The organism is Streptomyces sp. SKN60 (genome assembly GCF_026236535.1).
Classification (GTDB): Bacteria; Actinomycetota; Actinomycetes; order Streptomycetales; family Streptomycetaceae; genus Streptomyces.
The window spans coordinates 73,804-91,805 of sequence record NZ_JAHTMW010000011.1 but is presented as its reverse complement, the minus strand read 5'-3'; the positions used below and the strand labels follow the sequence as shown (position 1 = coordinate 91,805).

Below are 18,002 nucleotides of genomic sequence, written 5' to 3'. Positions count from 1 at the left end.
ATCGTGGCAGGGGTGACAGGAGTCGAACCTGCGGCATCCGGTTTTGGAGACCGGCGCTCTGGCCATCTGAGCTACACCCCTTGGTGCCTGAAGCATGACACCCGCCGGCCTGCGCGGCCACCGAGTTTTCGGTGGGTGAGCGTGGTCAGGGCCAGATGGCGCAGGGGGTGCGCGGTGGAGGAGCGGCAGCGGGGGAGGGGCTCGATGCTGGGTGCATCGGACGCCTGCCGGGCCGGCAGGCGTCCGCACCGCGCCCGAGGAGGAGACACGTGCCCGTACCCGTCCCCGCAGCCGGCTTCGGCCGGCGTGCTGCCCGGCGTGCCGTCGGCACGGCCCTTGTGGCCGGGGCCGTGCTGACCGGACTGTTGGCGACCCCGGTCTCCGCCGACGTACCGTCACCCGCCGCCCCGGGCCCGCAGGACAAGACCGCTCATGACACGGCGCCCGCGAGCAAGGCCCCTCACGACAAGGCCCCTCACGACAAGGGCCCTCAGGGCGACGGCCCGCACGATGGTCCTCATGACAAGGGGCTGCAGCGCGCCCTGGCCGACCTGGTGGCCGCGCCGGGCGGGCCGCCCGGCGTGATCGCCGTGCTCACCCGGGACGGTGACCGGCGGGTCTACCGGGCCGGCACGGCGGAGCTGGGCACCGGACGCCCGCCCCGGACCGGCGACCACATGCGGATCGCGAGTGCGGCCAAGGCCTTCAGCGGAGCGGTGGCGCTCAGCCTCGTGGACCGACGTGCCCTCGCTCTCGACGATACGATCGGCAGACGCCTGCCCCACCTCCCCGCCGCCTGGCACAAGGTGACGCTGCGACAGCTCCTGCAGCACACCAGCGGCCTGCCCGACTTCAGCCTGAGCCAGGCGTTCCAGGACATCGTCCGCGCCGACCCCCGTCACCACTTCGACTCCCGCCGGCTGCTGGACTTCGTCGCCGACCAGGACCTGGCCTTCAAGCCCGGCAGCCGCTACGGCTACTCGAACTCGGACAACATCGCGGTCGCGCTGATGTCCGAACAGGCCACCGGGCGCCCGTACGAGTCGCTGCTGCGCGAGCTGGTGTACCGGCCGCTCGGCCTCCACCGGACCAGCCTGCCGCAGGGCTACCGGCTGCCCCGCCCCTATCTGCACGGTTACGACACGACCCCGGGCGAGGCACCGGAGGACGTCAGCGAGGCGATCAGCGCGTCCGGCGCGTGGGCCTCGGGCGGCATCGTCTCCACACCTCGCGACCTCTCCACCTTCATCGGCGGCTATGCCGGCCCGACGCTGCTGAGTCCGGCCACCCGCCGTGCCCAGCAGGACTTCCTGCCGGGCGGCGCCTCCGAACCCGCCGGTCCGGGCAGCAACGCGGCCGGGCTCGCGCTGTTCCGCTACACCACCCGCTGCGGCACCGTCTTCGGCCACACGGGCAACACCCCCGGCTACACCCAGTTCGCCGCCGCCACCCGGGACGGCCGTCGCACGATCACCGTCTCCGTGACCAGCCAGGTCACGCTCGACCCTGCCCTGCTCGCCCGACTGCGGGCCACCGAGGAGAAGTTCGTCTGCGCCTTGCTGGACGACGGACACCGGTGAAGCGGTTGGTGCCGCCACCCCCGTATGGCGAGCTCAGGCGCCCGGTCCGCCGGGCGCGCCCGGCAGCGCGGGGCCTTCGCCGACTCGCGCGATGCCCGACTCGTACGCGAACACCACGGCCTGGGCCCGGCTGCGGAGGTTCAGCTTGGTCATGAGCCGGTGGAGGTGGGTCTTGACGGTGGAATCGCTGACGCACAGGCGCTCGGCGATCTCCTCATTGGCCAGGCCCTGGGCGACCAGGCCGAGCACCTCGCTCTCGCGTCCGGTGAGCAGGCTCGTCGCGTCGGCCCCGGGCCGGGCCGCCTGCTGAAGCTGTTGATGCTGCTGATCGGGGACGGCGTGCTTCTGGATGAGGCGGCGGATGCGGGCCGGTGCGACCAGGAGGTCGGCGGAGAGGGTCGCCTTGACGGCGCTGAGGAGCTGCTCGGGCGGCATGTCCTTCAGCAGGAAGCCGGTGCAGCCGGCGCGCAGGGCCGCGTAGACGAACTCGTCCTCGTCGAACGTGGTGAGGACGACGATCCGCGGAGCCGGGTCGAGACCGAGCGCGAGGATCCGCTCGGCGGCGGCGAGGCCGCTGAGGCGGGGCATGTAGATGTCCATCAGGATGAGATCGGGGCGGTGCTCGCGGGCCGCGGCGACGGCCTCCTCGCCGTCCGAGGCCTCCACGATCGGGCCCAGCCCCTCCACCGTGCGCAGCAGCGTGACGATGCCGGCACGGATGAGGTGCTGGTCGTCCACCACCAGGATGCGGGCCACAGCGCTCCTCGGCCTCGGGTGTCGCTCACGTCATGGTCAGCCGCTGTCCCGATCCCGGTCCCGATCCCGGTCCCGATCCTGGAGGGTGTCCTTCTTCGGAGCGGCGTTCTGCTCCAGAGGGATGCGGAGGCGTACCTGGAATCCACCCCCCGGGCGGGCTTCGGCGGTCAGCGAGCCGTGCCAAATCTTCGCCCGTTCCCGCATTCCGATCAAGCCGTGCCCGGAGCCGAGGGCGCTCGTGAACGCCCCTGGGGCGTCGTCCACCGCCCCCTCGTCCAGAACCGTCACGCGCAGTTCCTGGTCCAGATAGGCGACGGTGACCTCGGCCGCACGCGCCCCGGAGTGTTTGACGACGTTGGTGAGCGCCTCCTGGACGACCCGATAGGCGCACAGTTCGATCCCTGGGTGCAGCGGGCGTCGTGCCCCGGAGAAGTGCACGACGACACGCAGACCGGCCGCTTCGAGGCGTTCGGCGAGCGCGGGGATGCGGTCGATGCCGGCGAGCAGGTCGTCGGGGATCGGCGCGGACGGGTCCGCCGGGACGGACGGGTCCTGCGCGCTGCTCGTCGCGCCGCCGCCGAGATCGTACGTACGGAGCACGACCAGGAGGCGGCGCAGGTCGTCCAGCGTCTCCCGTCCGGCGGTGGCGGCGATGCCGAGGGCCTGGTGGGCCGCGGCGGGGTCGGAGTGGAAGGTGTACTGGGCGAGGCCGGTCTGCAGGGTGACGATGGTCATGTGCTGCGAGATCGTGTCGTGGAGCTCGCGTGCGATCCGGAAACGCTCGTCGAGCACCGCCCGCCGGGCCTCCTGGCGCTGCTGCTCGTCGAGCAGGAGGGTGAGCCGCCGCAACTCCGCGTTGCGCTGGGCGAGTCGGCGCTGGGTGAGCCCGACGGCGCCGGCCACGGCGGGCACGATCAGCGCCTGAACGACCGTCACGGGCCAGGGCAGCCGGCCGTACACCCCGCTGAGGGCGATGACCACAGCCAGCAGCACCGTGCCGAGGATGACCCGGCCGCGCCGCTCGCGGGCGCAGACGGAGACGAACGCGACCGCCGGGCACCAGAAGTTGAGCGAGGGCTGGTACCCCAGGAGCAGATATCCGGCGAATCCCGTCCCCGTGACCACGAGCACGCCGAACGCCCGCTTCTCCCGGAGCGCGAGAGGCAGGGCGATCAGCAGGGTGAGCAGGTACGCCCCCGGGCCGAACGGCCGCCATGGCGCCGGGTGGTAGAAGGTGCCGATCAGGCAGCCGGCGACGGCGAAACCGACGGCCAGGGCCACCGGCGCCAACCGTGGGCGGAGGGCCTGCAGCGCGGGCATCCGGACATGGTAGATGACGGTCCCCAACTGCTCGTTCCTCAGGGTGAGTCGAAAGTGTCACCAGCGAGGCAGGTCTCGGTAGGCGCCGGCTCCCGCCCGGTCGTGGGCGGCAGCAGCGTCCCCGTCTCCGCTCCTGCCGCCCACACCGTCGCCGGCTCCCTCGTGCGTCGGCACGCGCCGGGCCGCGGCCCGGCATGGCCGCGCTTCCCCCTGCCGAGCATGCCGGCCGGCGGGACGACCGAGGCGCCATACCCACGCCTTCCTCGTCCAGCCGGTGCGCCGACCCTAGGAGAAGGCGGGCGGCGCGGGCATCCGCCGGCAGTTCACCGATCCCGTCGACTTCTGGAGTCCCCTCGCCCACCGGGGTCAACCTGAGGAGGACGGAGCGAGTCGGCGGAACCGGGGGGTACGGCGGAAGTTGGCGCGGAAGTTCCACCCCGTGTGGGACGCCGGCCCCCTCGGGGGTCCGTATCTTCTGAGACCACGACGCCCGCCGCCGGCCTGCCCTCGACAGGGCACGCCCCATCACGCGACGTCGATCACGCAATCGCACACGGGGGAACCACCATGCGTACCGCACGCACGACCTTGAGGAATCACGTCCTGGGAGCCGCGGCCGTCGCCGCGCTGCTCTCGACCGCCGCCTGCAGCCCCGACGCCGGGGCGGAGGGCGCGGGGACCGCGCCGTCCAGCACCGCGAGCGCGAGCACCGGCGGAGGCGCGAGCGCGACCCCGACCGCCACACCGAGCGGCGGCACCGGTTCCGCCGCACCCAGCTCGGCCACACCCAGCTCGGCCACGCCCACCACCAGCCCTGGCAAGGGCGGGGACGCTGAAGGGGACGTCGGGGGCGACGGCGTCCCCGGCCCTCCGTGCACCGACGACAGCTTCACGATCACCGCGTCGACCTCCCCGCACGACTCGCTCCAGCACATCCTCCTCACCGCCACCAACACGAGCGACAAGGCGTGCGTCCTGGGCGGACACCCCGCGGCGGTCTTCGAGGACGCGCACCACCAGGCGAGCGTCATGAAGTCCCAGCTCGAGGAGTTCCTGGTCCAGCCGGGGAAGAAGGCGTACGCGGGCGTCCGCCTCTTCCGGACCGGGGCGCCGACGACCGCGGTGAAGAAGATGGGCGTCAGCCTCTCCCCGGAGGGCTACGAGCAGAACGTCCCGCTGCCCGGCGGCATGGGTTTCGTGAACATCGACAACGATCCCAAGGTCACCTACTGGACCGGCAGCGAGGGCCTGGCCGTGAAGCAGTCGCTCGCCGAGTGACCTTCCACGCCCCGGCCCGAGGCTGACGTACGACGGACCCGCGCCCGCCCGCCCGGCCCCGTGTCGGGCCCGGCGGGAGCGGATCCGTCGCGCTGTCAGGCGGTCCCGCGGCGCCTGAGGACGTAGAAGGTGATGCCGCCGAGCAGGAGGACTCCGGCGCCGATGCCGACCGGCAGGGCGAGCCTGCCGACGAGCGAGTCGGCGTCCTTCGCGGCAGCGCCCGTCGTGCCGCCGGCCCCGTCCCGCTCGGGGGCCCCGTTCCCGGTCGCGCCCGACGGCGCGGGGCCCTGGGCGGCGTCGTCACCGAAGAAGAACACCGGGCCGTTCCCGGACCGCGGCGTGCCGGAGATGTCCACGGTCAGCGAGATCGGCACGACGATGCCCTTCGCCTCGTCGTCCGGCTCGGCGACCTGCGCCTGGATGTAGTAGGTGCCGGGAACGTCGTACCCCTTCGGGTCGGGGCCCTTCGTGTCGTCCGGCGCGGTGATGTCCCACGGCCCGCAGACCCGCTCGATGTGCCCGGTCCGGCCCGTGAGGAGCTCGGTCACGTCGTTGTCCTCATTGCACAGCGTCTCCTCACGCATGGCGTTGTAGACGGTGACGTTCCACCCGGTGGTGACGGAGTTGGGGAAGTCGGCCGGGATGTCCACACCACCCTTGACCGTGAGCTTCTGGCCCGCCTTCACCTCCACCCGCCAGAACGGCGCCTCGCCGACGGCGATGGACTGCCGGTGGGTACCCGGTCCGATCGGGGTGGCGCTGTTGAAGGAGAAACCGCCCTCGGCGTCGGCCCCGGTGCGGGGCGCCGGGGTTCGGGCGCCGGCCGCCTGGGTCGTCTTGTCGGCGATGCCGACGAGGAGTTCCACGGGCATCGGCTTGTCAGCCGACCGGGTCACGTCGTTCTCGACCATGATGCAGCCGGTGTCGTCCGGCGCGGGCGACTCGTCGCCCGATCCGGGCCTGCTGCGGCCGCCGGTGGTGATGATGTTCGCCCACCCCATGGATTGGTCGAACTCCCTCAGCCAGGCGCGGGGTTCACCGTCGCCCGCGGGTCCGGCCGCGACGGTGATGATGGCACCGCGCCCGTACCCCTCCTCGGCGACGGCGGTGGCGCTCACCTGCAACCGCTGGTCGGGGCGCTTCTTGACCTTGTAGTAGAGGTCGCGCCCGGCGGTGAACTTGTCGAGGTACTGGCCGGGCGCGACCAGCGGAGCGTCCTGGCAGCCGTCGAGGGAACCCTGGACCGGCTTTCCGGTGGCACGGTAGGTGCGCCACCCCTTGCGGAACAGGGTGCCCAGATCGGCGGTCAGCGAGTCGGCGTCGTCGGCGTCCGCGTACGACCCGTCGGTCACGTCGGCGATGCACTTCAGCTGCGCACGCGCCGAGGACGGCGTACGGAACCCGACCACGTCCACGGCGAGGTCGACGCCCTGCGCCTTGAGCTCCCGGGCGACGTCGCACGGAGGCGGCGGCGCACAGGTGTCCTCACCGTCCGAGACCAGGACGATGCGGCGCTTTCCGCTCGTGCCGAGGTCCTTGGCGGCTTCGCGGAGCGAGACGCCGATCGGGGTGAACCCGACCGCCTTGAACCCGTCCACCCGCTGCTTGGCGTCGGCACGCGCCGCCCGGTCCATCGGCGTGACCGGCAGGACCTGCTGGGTGTCGGCACAGCCCCGCTTCTTGTCCTGCCCGGGGTACGTGGCGCCGTAGACGCGCAGCCCCAACGGGGCCTGTTCGGGGGCCGTGTCGATGATCCGGGTGACCGCCTGCTTGGCGGCGGCGAGGCGGGTCTGGCCGCCGGCGTCGTTCTCGTTCATCGACCCGGACAGGTCGAGCACCAGGTCGATCCGGGCCGCGGGCTCCGGAGCCGCGGGTCCTGCGGGTGAGGCAGGCGATGCCGGGGAGGCGCTCGCGGTCGCCGCCGGGGAGAGGAGCGCGCCGACCATCAGCACGGGAAGGGGAGCGGCGAACACGCGTCGTCGGCGTGGTCTGCGATGCATCAAGGTGAACTCCATGAGGGTTTTCGGTCGGCCCGGCGCGTGCGCACGAGCCGGTCAGGAAACGGGCGCTCGACCGGACTTCAGAGGCACTGCGGTGCCTGAGGGCTTGCGCGCTGTCGCGCGTTTCGCGGCGTTCGTGGATCGTTGCGCCGAAGTCCGGGAGCCGGCCGCTACTCGGTGCTGCCGGAGAGGTGCGCCCTGGACGCCGGTCTGGCGCCGCCGGGCACTCCCGTGGCTGGGATGGCCAAGGCCGCGGTGCCGACCTCGAGTGCCGTCATCCACACCATCGAGGCGTCGTCCCCCTGCAAGATTGGCTGGTCGCGGCAAGTCTCGCGGGGCGCGCCCACTCTTTCCATGGTGAAAACCTGCAGACAAATCCCGGGCCGGGCACGCGATCGCGTGCCCGGCCGGCTCCTGGCTAACGGCCCGAGTCGGGGACGGCTTCCTGGGCGGGGCCCTTGGCGGTGTCCTCGGCGGCGGCCTTCAGCGCCGCTTCCACCCGGCGGTTGCCGGTCATGGACGCCGTGACGGCCGTCATCGCCAGGAGGAGGAAGGCGGCGGCGTAGAGCGGGGTGCGGATGTCGTACGTGGTGGCCAGCCAGCCGCCGAGGAAGGCCCCGACGGGGGCGGCGCACATGGCCAGCATGCGGGAGGTGGAGGCGACCCGGCCCATCAGGTGGGCGGGGACGATCGCCTGCCGGAGGGAGGGCGCGAGCACCATGGTGGCACCCATGCCGGCCCCGCAGACGGCGAGCGCGAGCCCGGCCACGTACGGGTTCGGGGCGGAGGCGAGTCCGAGGATGGCCAGGCCTTCGACCGTGGCCGTGAAGGTCAGCGCGGCGCCGGTGCCGAGTCGTCGGCCGAGGTGGGAGGCGATGCCCGCACCGAGCAGACCGCCGGTGGCCTCCGCCGTGAGGAGCAGGCCGAAGCCGTAGGTGTCGATGCCGAGGCGCTCACGCGCGAACAGGGCGAGCACGGTCTCCACGGCGAGAAAGGCGATGTTCCCGACCGCCGGGCGGAGCGCGAGCCCGAGCAGCACCCGGTCCCGGAAGACGTACGTGGCCCCGGCCCGTGCCTGCCGGAGCAGCGACTCGCGGGCCTCCGGTGCGGGCCGGGGCATGGCGGGCAGCGTCCGTACGAGCAGGGCGGAGACCAGGAACGACGCCGCGTCGGTGAGCAGCGGCACCGCCCGCCCGAGCGCGAGCAGGGCGCTGCCCGCAGGCGGCCCCGCGAAGCCGGACATTGCGGTCTGGGCGCCGCGCAAACGGGAGTTGGCGCGCTCCAGGAGCGCGGGGTCGCGGCGGAGGAGATCCGGCAGATAGGCCGTGGCGGCGGTGTCGAAGAAGAGTCCGCCGAGGCCGAGGAGGAAGGCGACGGCCGCGAGCAGCGGAATGCTCAAGCCGTCGAGCACGGCCGCCGCCGCGGCTATCGCGAGCAGCACCGCGCGTGCCGTGTCCGCGATCCACATCGTGTGGCGGCGGTCCCAGCGGTCCACCAGCGCACCGCCGAGCACCCCGAAGAGCAGCCACGGCAGCGTCCCCGCTGCCGTGACGACGGCGAGCGCCATCGGATCCCGCGTCAAGGTCAGCGCGATCAGCGGCAGGGCGGCATGGGTGACCCCGTCACCGAGCGAGGAGACCGTCTGCGCGGTCCACAGCCGTCCGAACCCGGTCGGCAACTTCCGTATGTCCGAGGTCACTTGGCGCCTCCCTCGACCTGCTGCTGCTCGCGCCGTGCCGGGTGGAACAGCGCGAAGACGAGTGACGCGTCCGGCAGCGACGGATCGGACAGCTCCCGGTACTCCTCCGCCAGAGCCTGTAGTCGCGCCCCCAGCTCCGCGAACTGCTCGTCGGTGAGCCGCAGATGCGCCATCCCCACATGCCGCTCGCCGGCCGCCGGCGACGCCTCCAGGTCCGCCACCGCGTGCCGCATCAGCACATCCGGGCCTCCCTCGCCCGGATCCGGCAGCACGATCGAGCGCGCGGCCATCGCGTAGTACCGCTCGGTGACGCCCCGGACCTTCCGCGTCCGCACCACCTTCACCAGGCCGGCCCGCTCCAGGAGCCGTACGTGGTAGCTGGAACTCCCCTTCGCGAGGCCCACTCGCTCGGCGATCTGGGTGATCGTCGCGGGCTCGAAGCGGAGCACGGCCATGATCCGGTGACGGGTGAGGTTGGAGACGGCGCGCAGTTGTTCGTCGGTGGTGACGTGAAAGGTCTCGGGCAGGTCGTCCGCAGTCATGCGAGCAATGGTCAACGATTCTTGACCATTAGGCAAGGGGGTATCTCCACGGAGGTTCGCGGGGACGTCGGCGGGTGAGGCCGGGGGTGGTCTTCCGGAGGCGACAGACCGTCAGGCGGGCACGTTCGCGGACTCGATGAGCCTTACCAGGGGCAGCTCCCACCGGCAAAGGGTCGACATCCCGCCGACAGGCGACCGACCGATCCCGCCCCGACCGGTCTCCCGCACAGCCGATCGCGGCGGTACCGCCGATGGCCGGTACCGCCGCGATCGGGGCGGCTACGCAGGGGGCCGACCCCTCACCGCCGACCGGCTACCGACTGGCAGTCAGGCGGTAGGGCGGCGGGGCCGGGCCCCGGCTCAGCGCACATGCCGGGTGAAGAACCGGGCCGCGGCTTCCCCCGCGTACGCGGGGACGCCGGTGTGCCCGCCCATGTTGGCGTGCAGGGACTTCTCCTTGGAGCCGAAGGCGTCGAACAGGTCCAGGGCGGCCTGCCGGTCGTTCCCTTCGTCGTCCCACTGCAGCAGGACGTGCAGCGGAATGGTGACCCGACGGGCCTCCTCGAACATGGCGCGCGGGATGAAGCTGCCGGCGAAGAGCCCGGCGGCCACGATGCGCGGTTCGACCACCGCGAGCCGGACGCCGATGGAGATCACGCCGCCCGAGTACCCGACCGGGCCGCCGAGCTCGGGCAGCGCCAGCAGGGCGTCGAGAGCGGCCTGCCATTCCGGGACCGCCCTGTCGACCAGCGGCAGGATGACGGCGTCGATGATGTCGTCGCCGACCGGCTCGCCGACCGCCAGGGCCCTCCGCAGGTCGGCTCGGGCCTGCTCGGCGGCGGGCCAACGCGGCCGGTCACCGCTGCCGGGGAGCTCGATGGTGGCCGAGGCGAAGCCGTCGGCCGCGGCGTGCCGGGCCCGCTCCGCCAGCCGAGGGTACATCGTGTCGAGCCCGAGCGTGGGGTGCCCGAGCAGGATCAGCGGCACCGGTGCGGACGGGGACGCCGACGCGGGCGTCCAGAGGATTCCGGGGATCTCGCCAAGGGTGAATCGGCGCTCGAGAACACCGTCGTCGAGGTGCTGCTGGGAAGTGAAGTGCATGGGTCATGCCTTTCGGGAGTGCGCTGATGCGGCGCTCCCGGACGACGACCTATCGCCCGACCGTGACGACCCCGGAGGGGAGCACCCATGTCGATACTGTGTTCACGGGTACCACCTCCTCGTTCTCCTGCACGGCCGTCAGAAACGTAGCAGTGGTCGTCATGGCTGCCAAACGCATTTCCGAGGTGCCGTCGATCCGCCGGCCCCCGACCTGCTTCGGGCCCTTGCCGGTGCGGACGCGGCCACCGGGCCGGAGTCAGCTCAGTGGGGTGCGGTGCAGGTTGACGAGCAGGCGCCAGACCCGCTGTGCGATCTCGGCGGGGGAGGCCTCGATGAGGCCGTGCAGCCAGTCGGCGAGCACCCCGGCGAAGGTCGCGGCCACGGCGGAGGCGACCAGGTCGGGCTCGGGCGCGCCCGCCAAGGCGCGCTCGGTGCGGCTGCGGGCGCGCAGATCCTGGTGCAGCACCTGGCCGAGCGGGCCGCTGCCGCCCGGGCGCAGCAGCTCCCGGTAGAGCGCGGCGTGCGGGGCGAGACGCTCGAAGAAGGCGGGCAGGGCCGGCGGCGGGGTGACGGGGTCGGGCACACCGCGCCACGCGTGCAGGGCGTCCACGGCTTCGCGGACGATGTCGGCGCAGGCATCGACGGCGAGCGCCTCCAGGTCCGCGTAGTGGAGGTAGAAGGTCGCACGGCCGACCCCCGCCCGGCGCACCAGCGCGGCGACGCTGACCTCCGCCAGCGGGCGCTGGGCACACTCCTCCAGGAGCGCGCGGCGCAGCTTGGCCCGTGTCCGCGCCGTACGGGGATCCGCGGGCACTCCGGTCACCCGGCGAGCAGGACGGCCGCCAGGGCCAGCGCGCCGGGCAGCGCCTGGGCGACGAAGATGCGCCGATTGGCGGTGAAGCCGCCGTACAGACCGGCGACGAGCACGCAGACGAGGAAGAAGACCTGGACCCGGAACCCGGTCGGATCCCCGGCGATCAGCCCCCAGACCAGCCCGGCGGCCAGGAAGCCGTTGTAGAGGCCCTGGTTCGCGGCGAGCGGCGCGGTGGCGCGGGCCATCTCCGCGTCGAAGCCGGAGAGGCCGCGGCCCGGCTTCCGCTCCCACAGGAACATCTCCAGAACCAGGATGTACGCGTGCAGCGCGGCCACCAGCGCGACCAGCACATTCGCGGTTGTCTCCACGGATACCCCACTCCTCACACTTCATGGACGGGTGTCCAGCATACATGGACACCCGTCCATGAAGTCAGGCGTGGCCGCGGCCCCGGCTCAGAGCCCGTACGCCTTGACCACCCGCCGGGCCTGGGCGAAGAGCATGCCGACGTTCACCGACTTGCGGCAGACGACCACCGCGACCACGTCCTGACTCTCCGTCATGCGGATGAACAGATGAGTCAGATTGGCGCTGTTGACAAGGATCTCCTGGAAGTAGTGCTGGTCGTTGGCGACCCCGCGACGCTCCTTGAACACGTCCTCGATCAGGACCACGGTGCGGCCCTGGAACAGGTCGAGCGTGGCCCCCGCGAGCAGGTCCAGGACCTCCGGGGGGTGGCTGTCGATGGTCTCGTAGGAGAGGAGCATCCCCGTCCCCATGTCGACCACCCCGGCCGCGACGCAGTCGGGGGCATCGGCGCGCAGCTCCTTCACCAGCCCCTGGATCGCGTCCGAGAATCCCTGTGCCACAGGCTTCGTCACCTCGTCGTCACTTCCTTCCGGACAGAATGGCTTCGACCCGCTTCAGTACGGGTTGGGATTCGAGGTGGAGCCGCTCCAGGTCCATTCCCTCGTCGCCCAGGACGACCATCAGCGCCGTGTCGGCCACGGCGTACACCGCCGCGCAGCCGGTGGTGCCGTACGCCACGGTCCGGCGCAGCGCCCCTCGGCCGGTCGCGCCGGTGGTCCGGCGGGCGAGGCCGAGACTGGCCGCGGCGAGGGCGGCCAGACCGTTGGGTTCTATGCCGTCCTCGGTGTCGGCCGCGATGAGAATGCCGTCGACGGCCGCCAGGGCCGTGTCGGTGATGCCGGGAATCTGGTCCCGCAGCCCTCTCATCTCACCGGTCAATGCCTCATGGTCCATTCGGTTTCCCTTCGCACCTGTTCCTGGCTTCCCCGAGCACCCATGGGCCGGTGGCCCTGGTCTTCACCACTCGGGTACGGCCCCGTATCCGGGGCCCGTCAACCCGTCACGGAGTCATCCGAGACGGGACTTCATCGTGAAACCGCTGGCCCCCGGGGTGCGGTACGGCAGGTCCGCGTCCGCGCCCGCCGTGCCGGCGCCGTGGGCCCCGCGTCGCGGTTCGAGCGCCGGGACCGACCGTGATTCCGTCGTCCCGAGCACCTCGCCCCGGCCGGCTCGCTCAAGAAGCCCTTCGCCGAGCATCCGGGAGATCTCGACGGTGACGTGGTAGACGCCGCGCCCCACCGTGAAGGCGATGTCCCGTGCCGTACGCCGGCCGTTGGCGTGGAAGAGGATCTCCCTCCGCTGCCGGGCCAGGTGTTCGGCCGGGCCCACGACACCGGCGCCGGCGACGACCCGCTCGCGATCGGGGAGTACGGCCTGCGGCAGCGCGGCGAGGCCGGCGACCTTACGGGCTGCCTCGTCCAGGAGCTTCAGCGGGTCGTCCCCACGGGCGGCGGGGGTCGTCGGCGCGCTCCGCGGCGGGACGGCGACGCATTCGGCGGTCTCGCCCGCGACGACGGCGAAGACCGCGTCCCGCAGGGCCATCACCGTGACCACCTGCAGTTCGGCCGCGCCGATGTGACCGCGCGTCACGAGCTCCTCGGCCGGCACGAGCGTCCCGGTCGGCGACACCGTCGCCCAGTCCGCCGCGCTGACCCGCCCGGACCGCAGCAGCAGTGCCTCCGCCGTCGGGGCACCAGGCGTCTCGACCGCGAACACCTGGCCCTGCCGCAGATGGAACACTCCGCCCGGCCTGCCGTGAACCCGCAGGACGAGGGTGGAACGTGCCGCCCTGCACTGAGCCAGGGCGAGGTAGAGCAGCCTGTGCCGAGCGCGGTGCGGGCAGTTGCTCGTATCCAGCAGAACCCACCCTTTCCAGGCCTGTCGCACGCTCGATGCGGGGAATCTCGTACAGGCGTCTGGGGGGTGACACCGACAGGGAAGTGTTTATCAGCCGTCAGGACAAACATTCCATCAGAGACATCATGTGACAGAATCTGCAACATTGCGCCGAACTGGGCCTGCTGGAAGATCGAATCGAAGACCGGATTCGTGCGAATTCGTTCGCGGTGCAGGGGGTTGGCGCGTGCGTGCCGCGTCCCCGCACGACGATGCCCCGGACGCGGTGCGACCGGGGCGATCGGCGTGGTGCGATGCAGTGTGGGTGTGGGAGCGGTCCGAACCGTCCCTACCGGACGACGACGTTGTGCGCCGGAATGATCGTGGGCCGCAGGTCGGCATGGCCGAGGTCGGCCAGGACCGGACCGAACGTCTTCGCGTGGGTCTCCAGGGCCTCCGCGCTCTCCCAGACCTCGGTCACGCGGAACCCTCCGTCGACCGGCCCCGCCGCATGGGAGACGAGCCCCGGGTTCGGCAGGTCCGCGAACCGGGAGAAGCCTCGGCCACCCGTCACGCGATCGATGACCGCGTCGTAGAGCTCCTGTCCGGCGCCGGGGAGGTCGAACGTGACGATGATGGCCATGGTGATGCTCCTGTCTCGGTCCGCCGCGCGACCGCGGCGACGCTCGCGAGCATAGCTCTGGGTGATCGGGTGAACTCGCAGGGCGACGAACGGGGTTGTGCCCGCCCGGACGCCCGGACGCCCGGACGCCCGGAGCAGGGACCGGTCGCTACGCCGCCGCCAGCGCCAGGGTCGGTGACTGGCGGGCGGCGCGGACCGCCGGGTACAGGCCCGCCACCGTGCCGATCGCGAGGGTCGCGACGAAACCGGCCCCGGCCGCCCAGGGCGGGACCACCCAGGGCAGGCCGCCCGCGGAGGCGTACACCGCCGTCGCCGCGCCGCCCAGGACGACGCCGGCGATGCCGCCGAGGCCCGACAGCATCAGCGATTCCGTGACGAACTGGATCCGGATCTGCCCCCGCGTCGCGCCGAGCGAGCGGCGCAGCCCGATCTCGTGACGCCGCTCCAGGACCGAGATGATCATGGTGTTGGCGACTCCGACACCGCCCACGAGCAGGGCGATGCCGCCGAGCCCGAGGAGCAGCGTGGAGAACGCCCCCTCCGTCGCCGCCTTCGCCTTGAGCGCCTCGGACGGGTCGCTCACCGCCACGTTCTGCGGGTTCCGAGGGTCGATCGTCGGAGCGAGCAGCCGCTGGACCTGCCGGACGGACGCGTCCGTGGACCGCTCGTACACCGCCGTCGGATGCCCGTCGAAGCCGAGCAGCCGCTGCGCGCTCTCCCAGCCGACCAGCGCAGAGCGCTCGATCTCGGGGGCGAGCGGCAGGGGGGCGAGGATGCCGACGACGGTGAAGTACCGGTGGCCGATCCACACCTGCCGTCCGGGCCGGTCGATGCCGAGGCGTTCCGCCGCGACATGGCCGAGCACCACGGAGGGGTAGCGTCCGTTGGCGGCGTTCAGCCAGGTGCCGGACGCCGTCGTGCCGCGCAGCACGCCGAGCAGTCCCTCGGTCGCCGCCTTCACGGCGATGCCGCCGGTCTCCGCCTCCGGGATCAGCTGGGAGCGGCGCACGGTGTGCCGGAGGTCCGCGCTCGCGCCGGTCTCCTCCACGCCCTCGATGCGGCCGACCATGCCGACGGCGTCCTTGGGCAGCTTCACCTCCTGGCCGCTGAACATCCCCTCGCCCGGCTTCGCGACCAGCATGTTGGTGCCGAGGGCGTCGAGCCGTTGGAGCAGTTGTGCCTGGCTGGAGGCCGAGATGCCCACCACCGCGATCATCGTGGCGATGCCGATGGCGATCCCGAGCGCCGACAGAACCACCCGCAGGGGCCGGCTGCGCAGCCCGGCCGAGCCGACGTGCAGGACGTCGCGTGGGCGGAGCCGGCGGGCTCTGAGCGCGCCGGCCTCCCGGCCGGCGGCACCGGAACCGGACCGGGACGCGCCCCGGGACGTCACCTGGAAAGCCACTGTGCCTCGCGACGTGTGGCGGGGTGTGGCCCGCCAAGTCGGCCGGGACGCCCCGCGCTTGCGTGTGCCGGCCATCAGCTCACGCCCTTTCCCGGCTCCGACGGGGCCGAGTCCGCGACGACCCTGCCGTCGCGGATCCGGACCTGTCGGGGCAGGCGCCGCGCGATCTCGGTGTCGTGAGTGATGACCGCGATCGTCGCGCCCTCCTGATGGAGGGCGTGCAGCAGTTCCATGACGGTCTCGCCGGACGCCGTGTCCAGGGCGCCGGTCGGCTCGTCGGCGAGCAGCAGGTCGGGTGCGCCGACGACCGCGCGGGCGATCGCGACGCGCTGCTTCTGACCGCCGGACAGCTCGTGCGGCCGGTGGCCGGCCCGGTCGGCGAGACCGACCCGGGCCAGGGCCTCGGCGGCCAGCCTGCGGCGCCGGGCCCGGGGCAGTCCGGAGTAGAGCAGCCCCTCGGCGACGTTGTCCACGGCGCTGACGCCCTGGGCCAGGTGGAAGGCCTGGAAGACGAAGCCGATGTGACGGGCGCGCAGGGCGGAGAGCCGCCGGTCGGTGAGCGAGGCGATGTCGTGACCGGCGATCGCGACGGTGCCGGCGGTCGGCCGGTCGAGGGTGCCGACGATGTGGAGCAGGGTCGACTTGCCGGAGCCCGAGGGGCCGACGATGCCGACGAGTTCGCCCTCGCCGACGGTGAGGTCGACGCCGTCGAGCGCGCGGACGCCGCCCGCGTACTCCTTGACGACGCCGCTGAGCTCCACGACCGGCACCCGGGCGGGGGAGGGGCGGGGGACCGGATCCGGACCCGGGGTCGGACCCGGGGTCGGATCCGGGGTCGGGCCGGGGTCCGCGAGGTGTTCCAGTGTGCCGGTCATCAGGACGGCACCCCGACCTTCATGCCCTCGCGCAGCCCCTGGCCGCTGATCTCGACCCTGCCCTGGGCGAACATGCCGAGCTCGACCCGGACGTCCCTCGCCGCACCGTTCTCGACGACCTGGACGCCGAATCCGCCGTCGGGAAGCGCCAGCAGGGCGTTGACGGGCACGGAGAGGACGTCCCGGCGGGTCTGGCCGGCCAGCTCGACGGTGACCGGGGACTGGTCGACGCCCCGCACTTCGGCCGGCTCGTCGAAGGAGACCGTGACATCGATCTTCGGGGTCTTGTCCTGCGGGTCGTCACCGGCCGACGCGGTCCTGCCGACCGCCGACACCTTCCCCGGCAGTCGCTTGCCGTCCGGAAGCGTGACCTGGACCCGCGTCCCGGTCTTCGCCGAGCCGGCCTCGGAGGCCGCCACCCGGAAGGTCACGACCCGCTCGGAGCCCGTCACCGTGAGGACCGTCGAGCCCGGTGCGACCCGGTCGCCGACGGCGATCCGACCGCCCGCGCCGCCTCCGCCACCCGCGCCACCCCCGCCCGTACCGGAGCCGGAACCCGCCTCCCTCACCCGTACCGCGCTGCCCGCGAAGGCGATCCGGTCCGGGCCGATGCTGCCGGTCTGCCGCAGATCGTGGGACTTCTGCCAGCGCTTGACCGCCGCCGCGGTCTTCGCGGTGTACTCCTCGTCGACGTCGAAGCCGGTGAACCCGAGGGCGGCCAGGTTCTCCTCCAACTGCCGTACGTCCGTGCCCTTGTCGCCGGTCTTCAGACTCCGGTACATGGGCTCGTCCCCGTACATCAGCCGGACGGCCTCGCCGTCGACCTCGTAGAGCCGCTCGTCCCGCCGCACGACGGAACCGGACGGCGCGAGCCAGGTGAGGGTGCCGCCGGGACCGCCCGCGTTGATCTTCCGCTCCCCGAGGTGCCCGAGCGTGCCGTCCTGCTGCGAGCTGTCGGTGAGGTCGCCCCGGGTGACGGGAGCCGTGGCGGACGGCAGCCCCTTGGCGCCGGAGCCGGCGCCCGCGCCGCCGGCCGGGGGCTCCTTCGGCGCGGTCAGGGCGGTGACGGCGACGCCGCCGCCCGCGACGGCGACGATCGCGAGGAGGGCGAACCCGAGCCGCCGCCGCCCGAGCGGCCGGCGCCGCTCGTCCGGGTACGGGTACGGGTCCGCCGAGCCCTCCGCCGTACCGCCGCTCATCGGGCCACGCCTTCGCACGCCTCGGCGGCCTTCTCGAACTTCTGCTTCTGCGCGCCCTTCGGTACCGGCAGGGCCTGCTGCGCGCCGCCGTCGAACTTCGGGTCGGGCATGTCGAAGCCGTTCTGGCGCATGCACTTCGCGTACGCGAGCGCCTTGTCCTTGTCGGCCTGCGTCGGCTCCTTGCCGAACCCGGCGCCGCCGGCCTTGTCAGCGCAGGCCTTGAACGCCTTCTCCATCTTCTCCTTGGACATGCCGTCACCGCCGATGGTGAGTCCCACGCCGCTCTCGCCCGGCTTGGGCTCGGGCACGTCGAGCCCCTGCTCGCGCAGGCACTTGCGGTGCTCGAAGGCCTGGTCGGCCTTCTTGCCCTCCTCGGTCACACTCCGGTCGTTCCTCCCGCCCGCGTCGGCGGCTCCTCCGCCGGTCCAGGAGCAGGCGGTGGCGAACAGGGCGAGGGCGGCGGCCAGACTGGGCGCGGCGGCCGCTCGGGTGATCCGTCGAATCGTCATGCCGTGGAGCGTGCCGCGCGGGGATGTTTCGCTTCTCTCAGCGGTTTCGTTTACACCGGCGAAAGGTCCCCTTCGG

At 72.6% G+C, this 18,002-nt stretch carries 18 protein-coding genes and 1 tRNA gene; 2 read left to right on the top strand and 17 right to left on the bottom strand.

Going from position 1 to position 18,002, the window contains the following annotated elements; genetic code table 11:
- Positions 1–4: 4 nt before the first annotated feature.
- Positions 5–81 (bottom strand) — tRNA-Trp (locus KV205_RS19845).
- Positions 82–269: 188 nt separating this feature from the next.
- Here KV205_RS19845 and KV205_RS19840 point away from each other — a divergent pair.
- On the top strand, positions 270–1,580 hold the full coding sequence (locus tag KV205_RS19840) for a serine hydrolase (protein ID WP_265865777.1): 1,311 nt from the start codon (positions 270–272) through the stop codon (positions 1,578–1,580).
- Between the two features lie 33 nt (positions 1,581–1,613).
- On the opposite strand, the gene KV205_RS19835 is transcribed toward KV205_RS19840, so the two are convergent.
- A complete protein-coding gene (locus KV205_RS19835) occupies positions 1,614–2,336 on the bottom strand; it encodes a response regulator transcription factor (RefSeq protein ID WP_265865776.1) in 723 nt (240 codons plus the stop codon).
- Positions 2,337–2,372: 36 nt separating this feature from the next.
- The gene (locus tag KV205_RS19830) at positions 2,373–3,656 is read right to left on the bottom strand and encodes a sensor histidine kinase (RefSeq protein WP_265865775.1); all 1,284 of its coding nucleotides are present in this window, start codon (positions 3,654–3,656) and stop codon (positions 2,373–2,375) included.
- 567 nt (positions 3,657–4,223) lie between these two features.
- On the opposite strand from KV205_RS19830, the gene KV205_RS19825 reads away from it, so the two are divergent.
- The gene (locus tag KV205_RS19825) at positions 4,224–4,934 is read left to right on the top strand and encodes a DUF4232 domain-containing protein (protein WP_265865774.1); all 711 of its coding nucleotides are present in this window, start codon (positions 4,224–4,226) and stop codon (positions 4,932–4,934) included.
- 95 nt (positions 4,935–5,029) lie between these two features.
- Here the strand turns inward: KV205_RS19825 and KV205_RS19820 are convergent, their stop codons facing one another.
- The 14 genes from KV205_RS19820 to KV205_RS19755 all read right to left on the bottom strand — a co-directional run bounded on the left by KV205_RS19820 (position 5,030) and on the right by KV205_RS19755 (position 17,926).
- The gene (locus tag KV205_RS19820; protein WP_265865773.1) at positions 5,030–6,934 is read right to left on the bottom strand and encodes a VWA domain-containing protein; all 1,905 of its coding nucleotides are present in this window, start codon (positions 6,932–6,934) and stop codon (positions 5,030–5,032) included.
- Between the two features lie 418 nt (positions 6,935–7,352).
- Entirely contained in the window at positions 7,353–8,633 is a 1,281-nt protein-coding gene (locus tag KV205_RS19815) for an MFS transporter (protein WP_265865772.1), read from the bottom strand.
- Entirely contained in the window at positions 8,630–9,175 is a 546-nt protein-coding gene (locus KV205_RS19810; RefSeq protein WP_265865771.1) for a transcriptional regulator, read from the bottom strand. Before KV205_RS19810 ends, KV205_RS19815 begins: the two co-directional genes overlap by 4 nt.
- Before the next feature lie 360 nt (positions 9,176–9,535).
- The gene (locus KV205_RS19805) at positions 9,536–10,276 is read right to left on the bottom strand and encodes an alpha/beta hydrolase (protein ID WP_265865770.1); all 741 of its coding nucleotides are present in this window, start codon (positions 10,274–10,276) and stop codon (positions 9,536–9,538) included.
- Positions 10,277–10,532: 256 nt separating this feature from the next.
- Positions 10,533–11,090: a TetR/AcrR family transcriptional regulator gene (locus KV205_RS19800; protein WP_374214700.1), complete on the bottom strand. Its 558-nt coding sequence runs from the start codon at positions 11,088–11,090 to the stop codon at positions 10,533–10,535.
- Positions 11,091–11,095: 5 nt separating this feature from the next.
- A complete protein-coding gene (locus tag KV205_RS19795; RefSeq protein WP_265865768.1) occupies positions 11,096–11,458 on the bottom strand; it encodes a DUF1304 domain-containing protein in 363 nt (120 codons plus the stop codon).
- Positions 11,459–11,545: 87 nt separating this feature from the next.
- Positions 11,546–11,959 carry a hypothetical protein gene (locus KV205_RS19790; protein WP_265865960.1) on the bottom strand — a complete coding sequence of 138 codons (414 nt, stop codon included), beginning with the start codon at positions 11,957–11,959 and terminating at the stop codon, positions 11,546–11,548.
- Between the two features lie 19 nt (positions 11,960–11,978).
- On the bottom strand, positions 11,979–12,353 hold the full coding sequence (locus KV205_RS19785) for a roadblock/LC7 domain-containing protein (protein WP_265865767.1): 375 nt from the start codon (positions 12,351–12,353) through the stop codon (positions 11,979–11,981).
- Between the two features lie 114 nt (positions 12,354–12,467).
- Positions 12,468–13,199 carry a MarR family transcriptional regulator gene (locus KV205_RS19780; protein WP_265865766.1) on the bottom strand — a complete coding sequence of 244 codons (732 nt, stop codon included), beginning with the start codon at positions 13,197–13,199 and terminating at the stop codon, positions 12,468–12,470.
- Between the two features lie 445 nt (positions 13,200–13,644).
- Positions 13,645–13,938: a hypothetical protein gene (locus KV205_RS19775; protein WP_265865765.1), complete on the bottom strand. Its 294-nt coding sequence runs from the start codon at positions 13,936–13,938 to the stop codon at positions 13,645–13,647.
- A 148-nt stretch (positions 13,939–14,086) separates the two neighbouring features.
- Positions 14,087–15,331, bottom strand: coding sequence for an ABC transporter permease (locus KV205_RS19770; protein WP_265865764.1), 1,245 nt, complete (start codon positions 15,329–15,331; stop codon positions 14,087–14,089).
- A gap of 86 nt (positions 15,332–15,417) precedes the next feature.
- Positions 15,418–16,218 (bottom strand): ABC transporter ATP-binding protein, encoded by an 801-nt coding sequence (locus KV205_RS19765; protein WP_265865763.1) that lies wholly within the window; start codon positions 16,216–16,218, stop codon positions 15,418–15,420.
- Positions 16,218–17,417, bottom strand: coding sequence for a peptidoglycan-binding protein (locus tag KV205_RS19760; RefSeq protein WP_265865762.1), 1,200 nt, complete (start codon positions 17,415–17,417; stop codon positions 16,218–16,220). The genes KV205_RS19765 and KV205_RS19760 overlap by 1 nt, the downstream gene beginning before the upstream one ends.
- Positions 17,414–17,926 (bottom strand): hypothetical protein, encoded by a 513-nt coding sequence (locus tag KV205_RS19755; RefSeq protein ID WP_265865761.1) that lies wholly within the window; start codon positions 17,924–17,926, stop codon positions 17,414–17,416. The genes KV205_RS19760 and KV205_RS19755 overlap by 4 nt, the downstream gene beginning before the upstream one ends.
- Positions 17,927–18,002: the final 76 nt, after the last annotated feature.

Bases quoted from the DNA above. Each gene is read 5' to 3' on its own strand.
- KV205_RS19755 (WP_265865761.1), bottom strand. From the start codon at position 17,926: ATGACGATTCGACGGATCACCCGAGCGGCCGCCGCGCCCAGTCTGGCC.
- KV205_RS19765 (WP_265865763.1), bottom strand. From the start codon at position 16,218: ATGACCGGCACACTGGAACACCTCGCGGACCCCGGCCCGACCCCGGAT.
- KV205_RS19810 (WP_265865771.1), bottom strand. From the start codon at position 9,175: ATGACTGCGGACGACCTGCCCGAGACCTTTCACGTCACCACCGACGAA.
- KV205_RS19830 (WP_265865775.1), bottom strand. From the start codon at position 3,656: ATGCCCGCGCTGCAGGCCCTCCGCCCACGGTTGGCGCCGGTGGCCCTG.
- KV205_RS19825 (WP_265865774.1), top strand. From the start codon at position 4,224: ATGCGTACCGCACGCACGACCTTGAGGAATCACGTCCTGGGAGCCGCG.
- KV205_RS19805 (WP_265865770.1), bottom strand. From the start codon at position 10,276: ATGCACTTCACTTCCCAGCAGCACCTCGACGACGGTGTTCTCGAGCGC.
- KV205_RS19760 (WP_265865762.1), bottom strand. From the start codon at position 17,417: ATGAGCGGCGGTACGGCGGAGGGCTCGGCGGACCCGTACCCGTACCCG.
- KV205_RS19785 (WP_265865767.1), bottom strand. From the start codon at position 12,353: ATGGACCATGAGGCATTGACCGGTGAGATGAGAGGGCTGCGGGACCAG.
- KV205_RS19775 (WP_265865765.1), bottom strand. From the start codon at position 13,938: ATGGCCATCATCGTCACGTTCGACCTCCCCGGCGCCGGACAGGAGCTC.
- KV205_RS19820 (WP_265865773.1), bottom strand. From the start codon at position 6,934: ATGCATCGCAGACCACGCCGACGACGCGTGTTCGCCGCTCCCCTTCCC.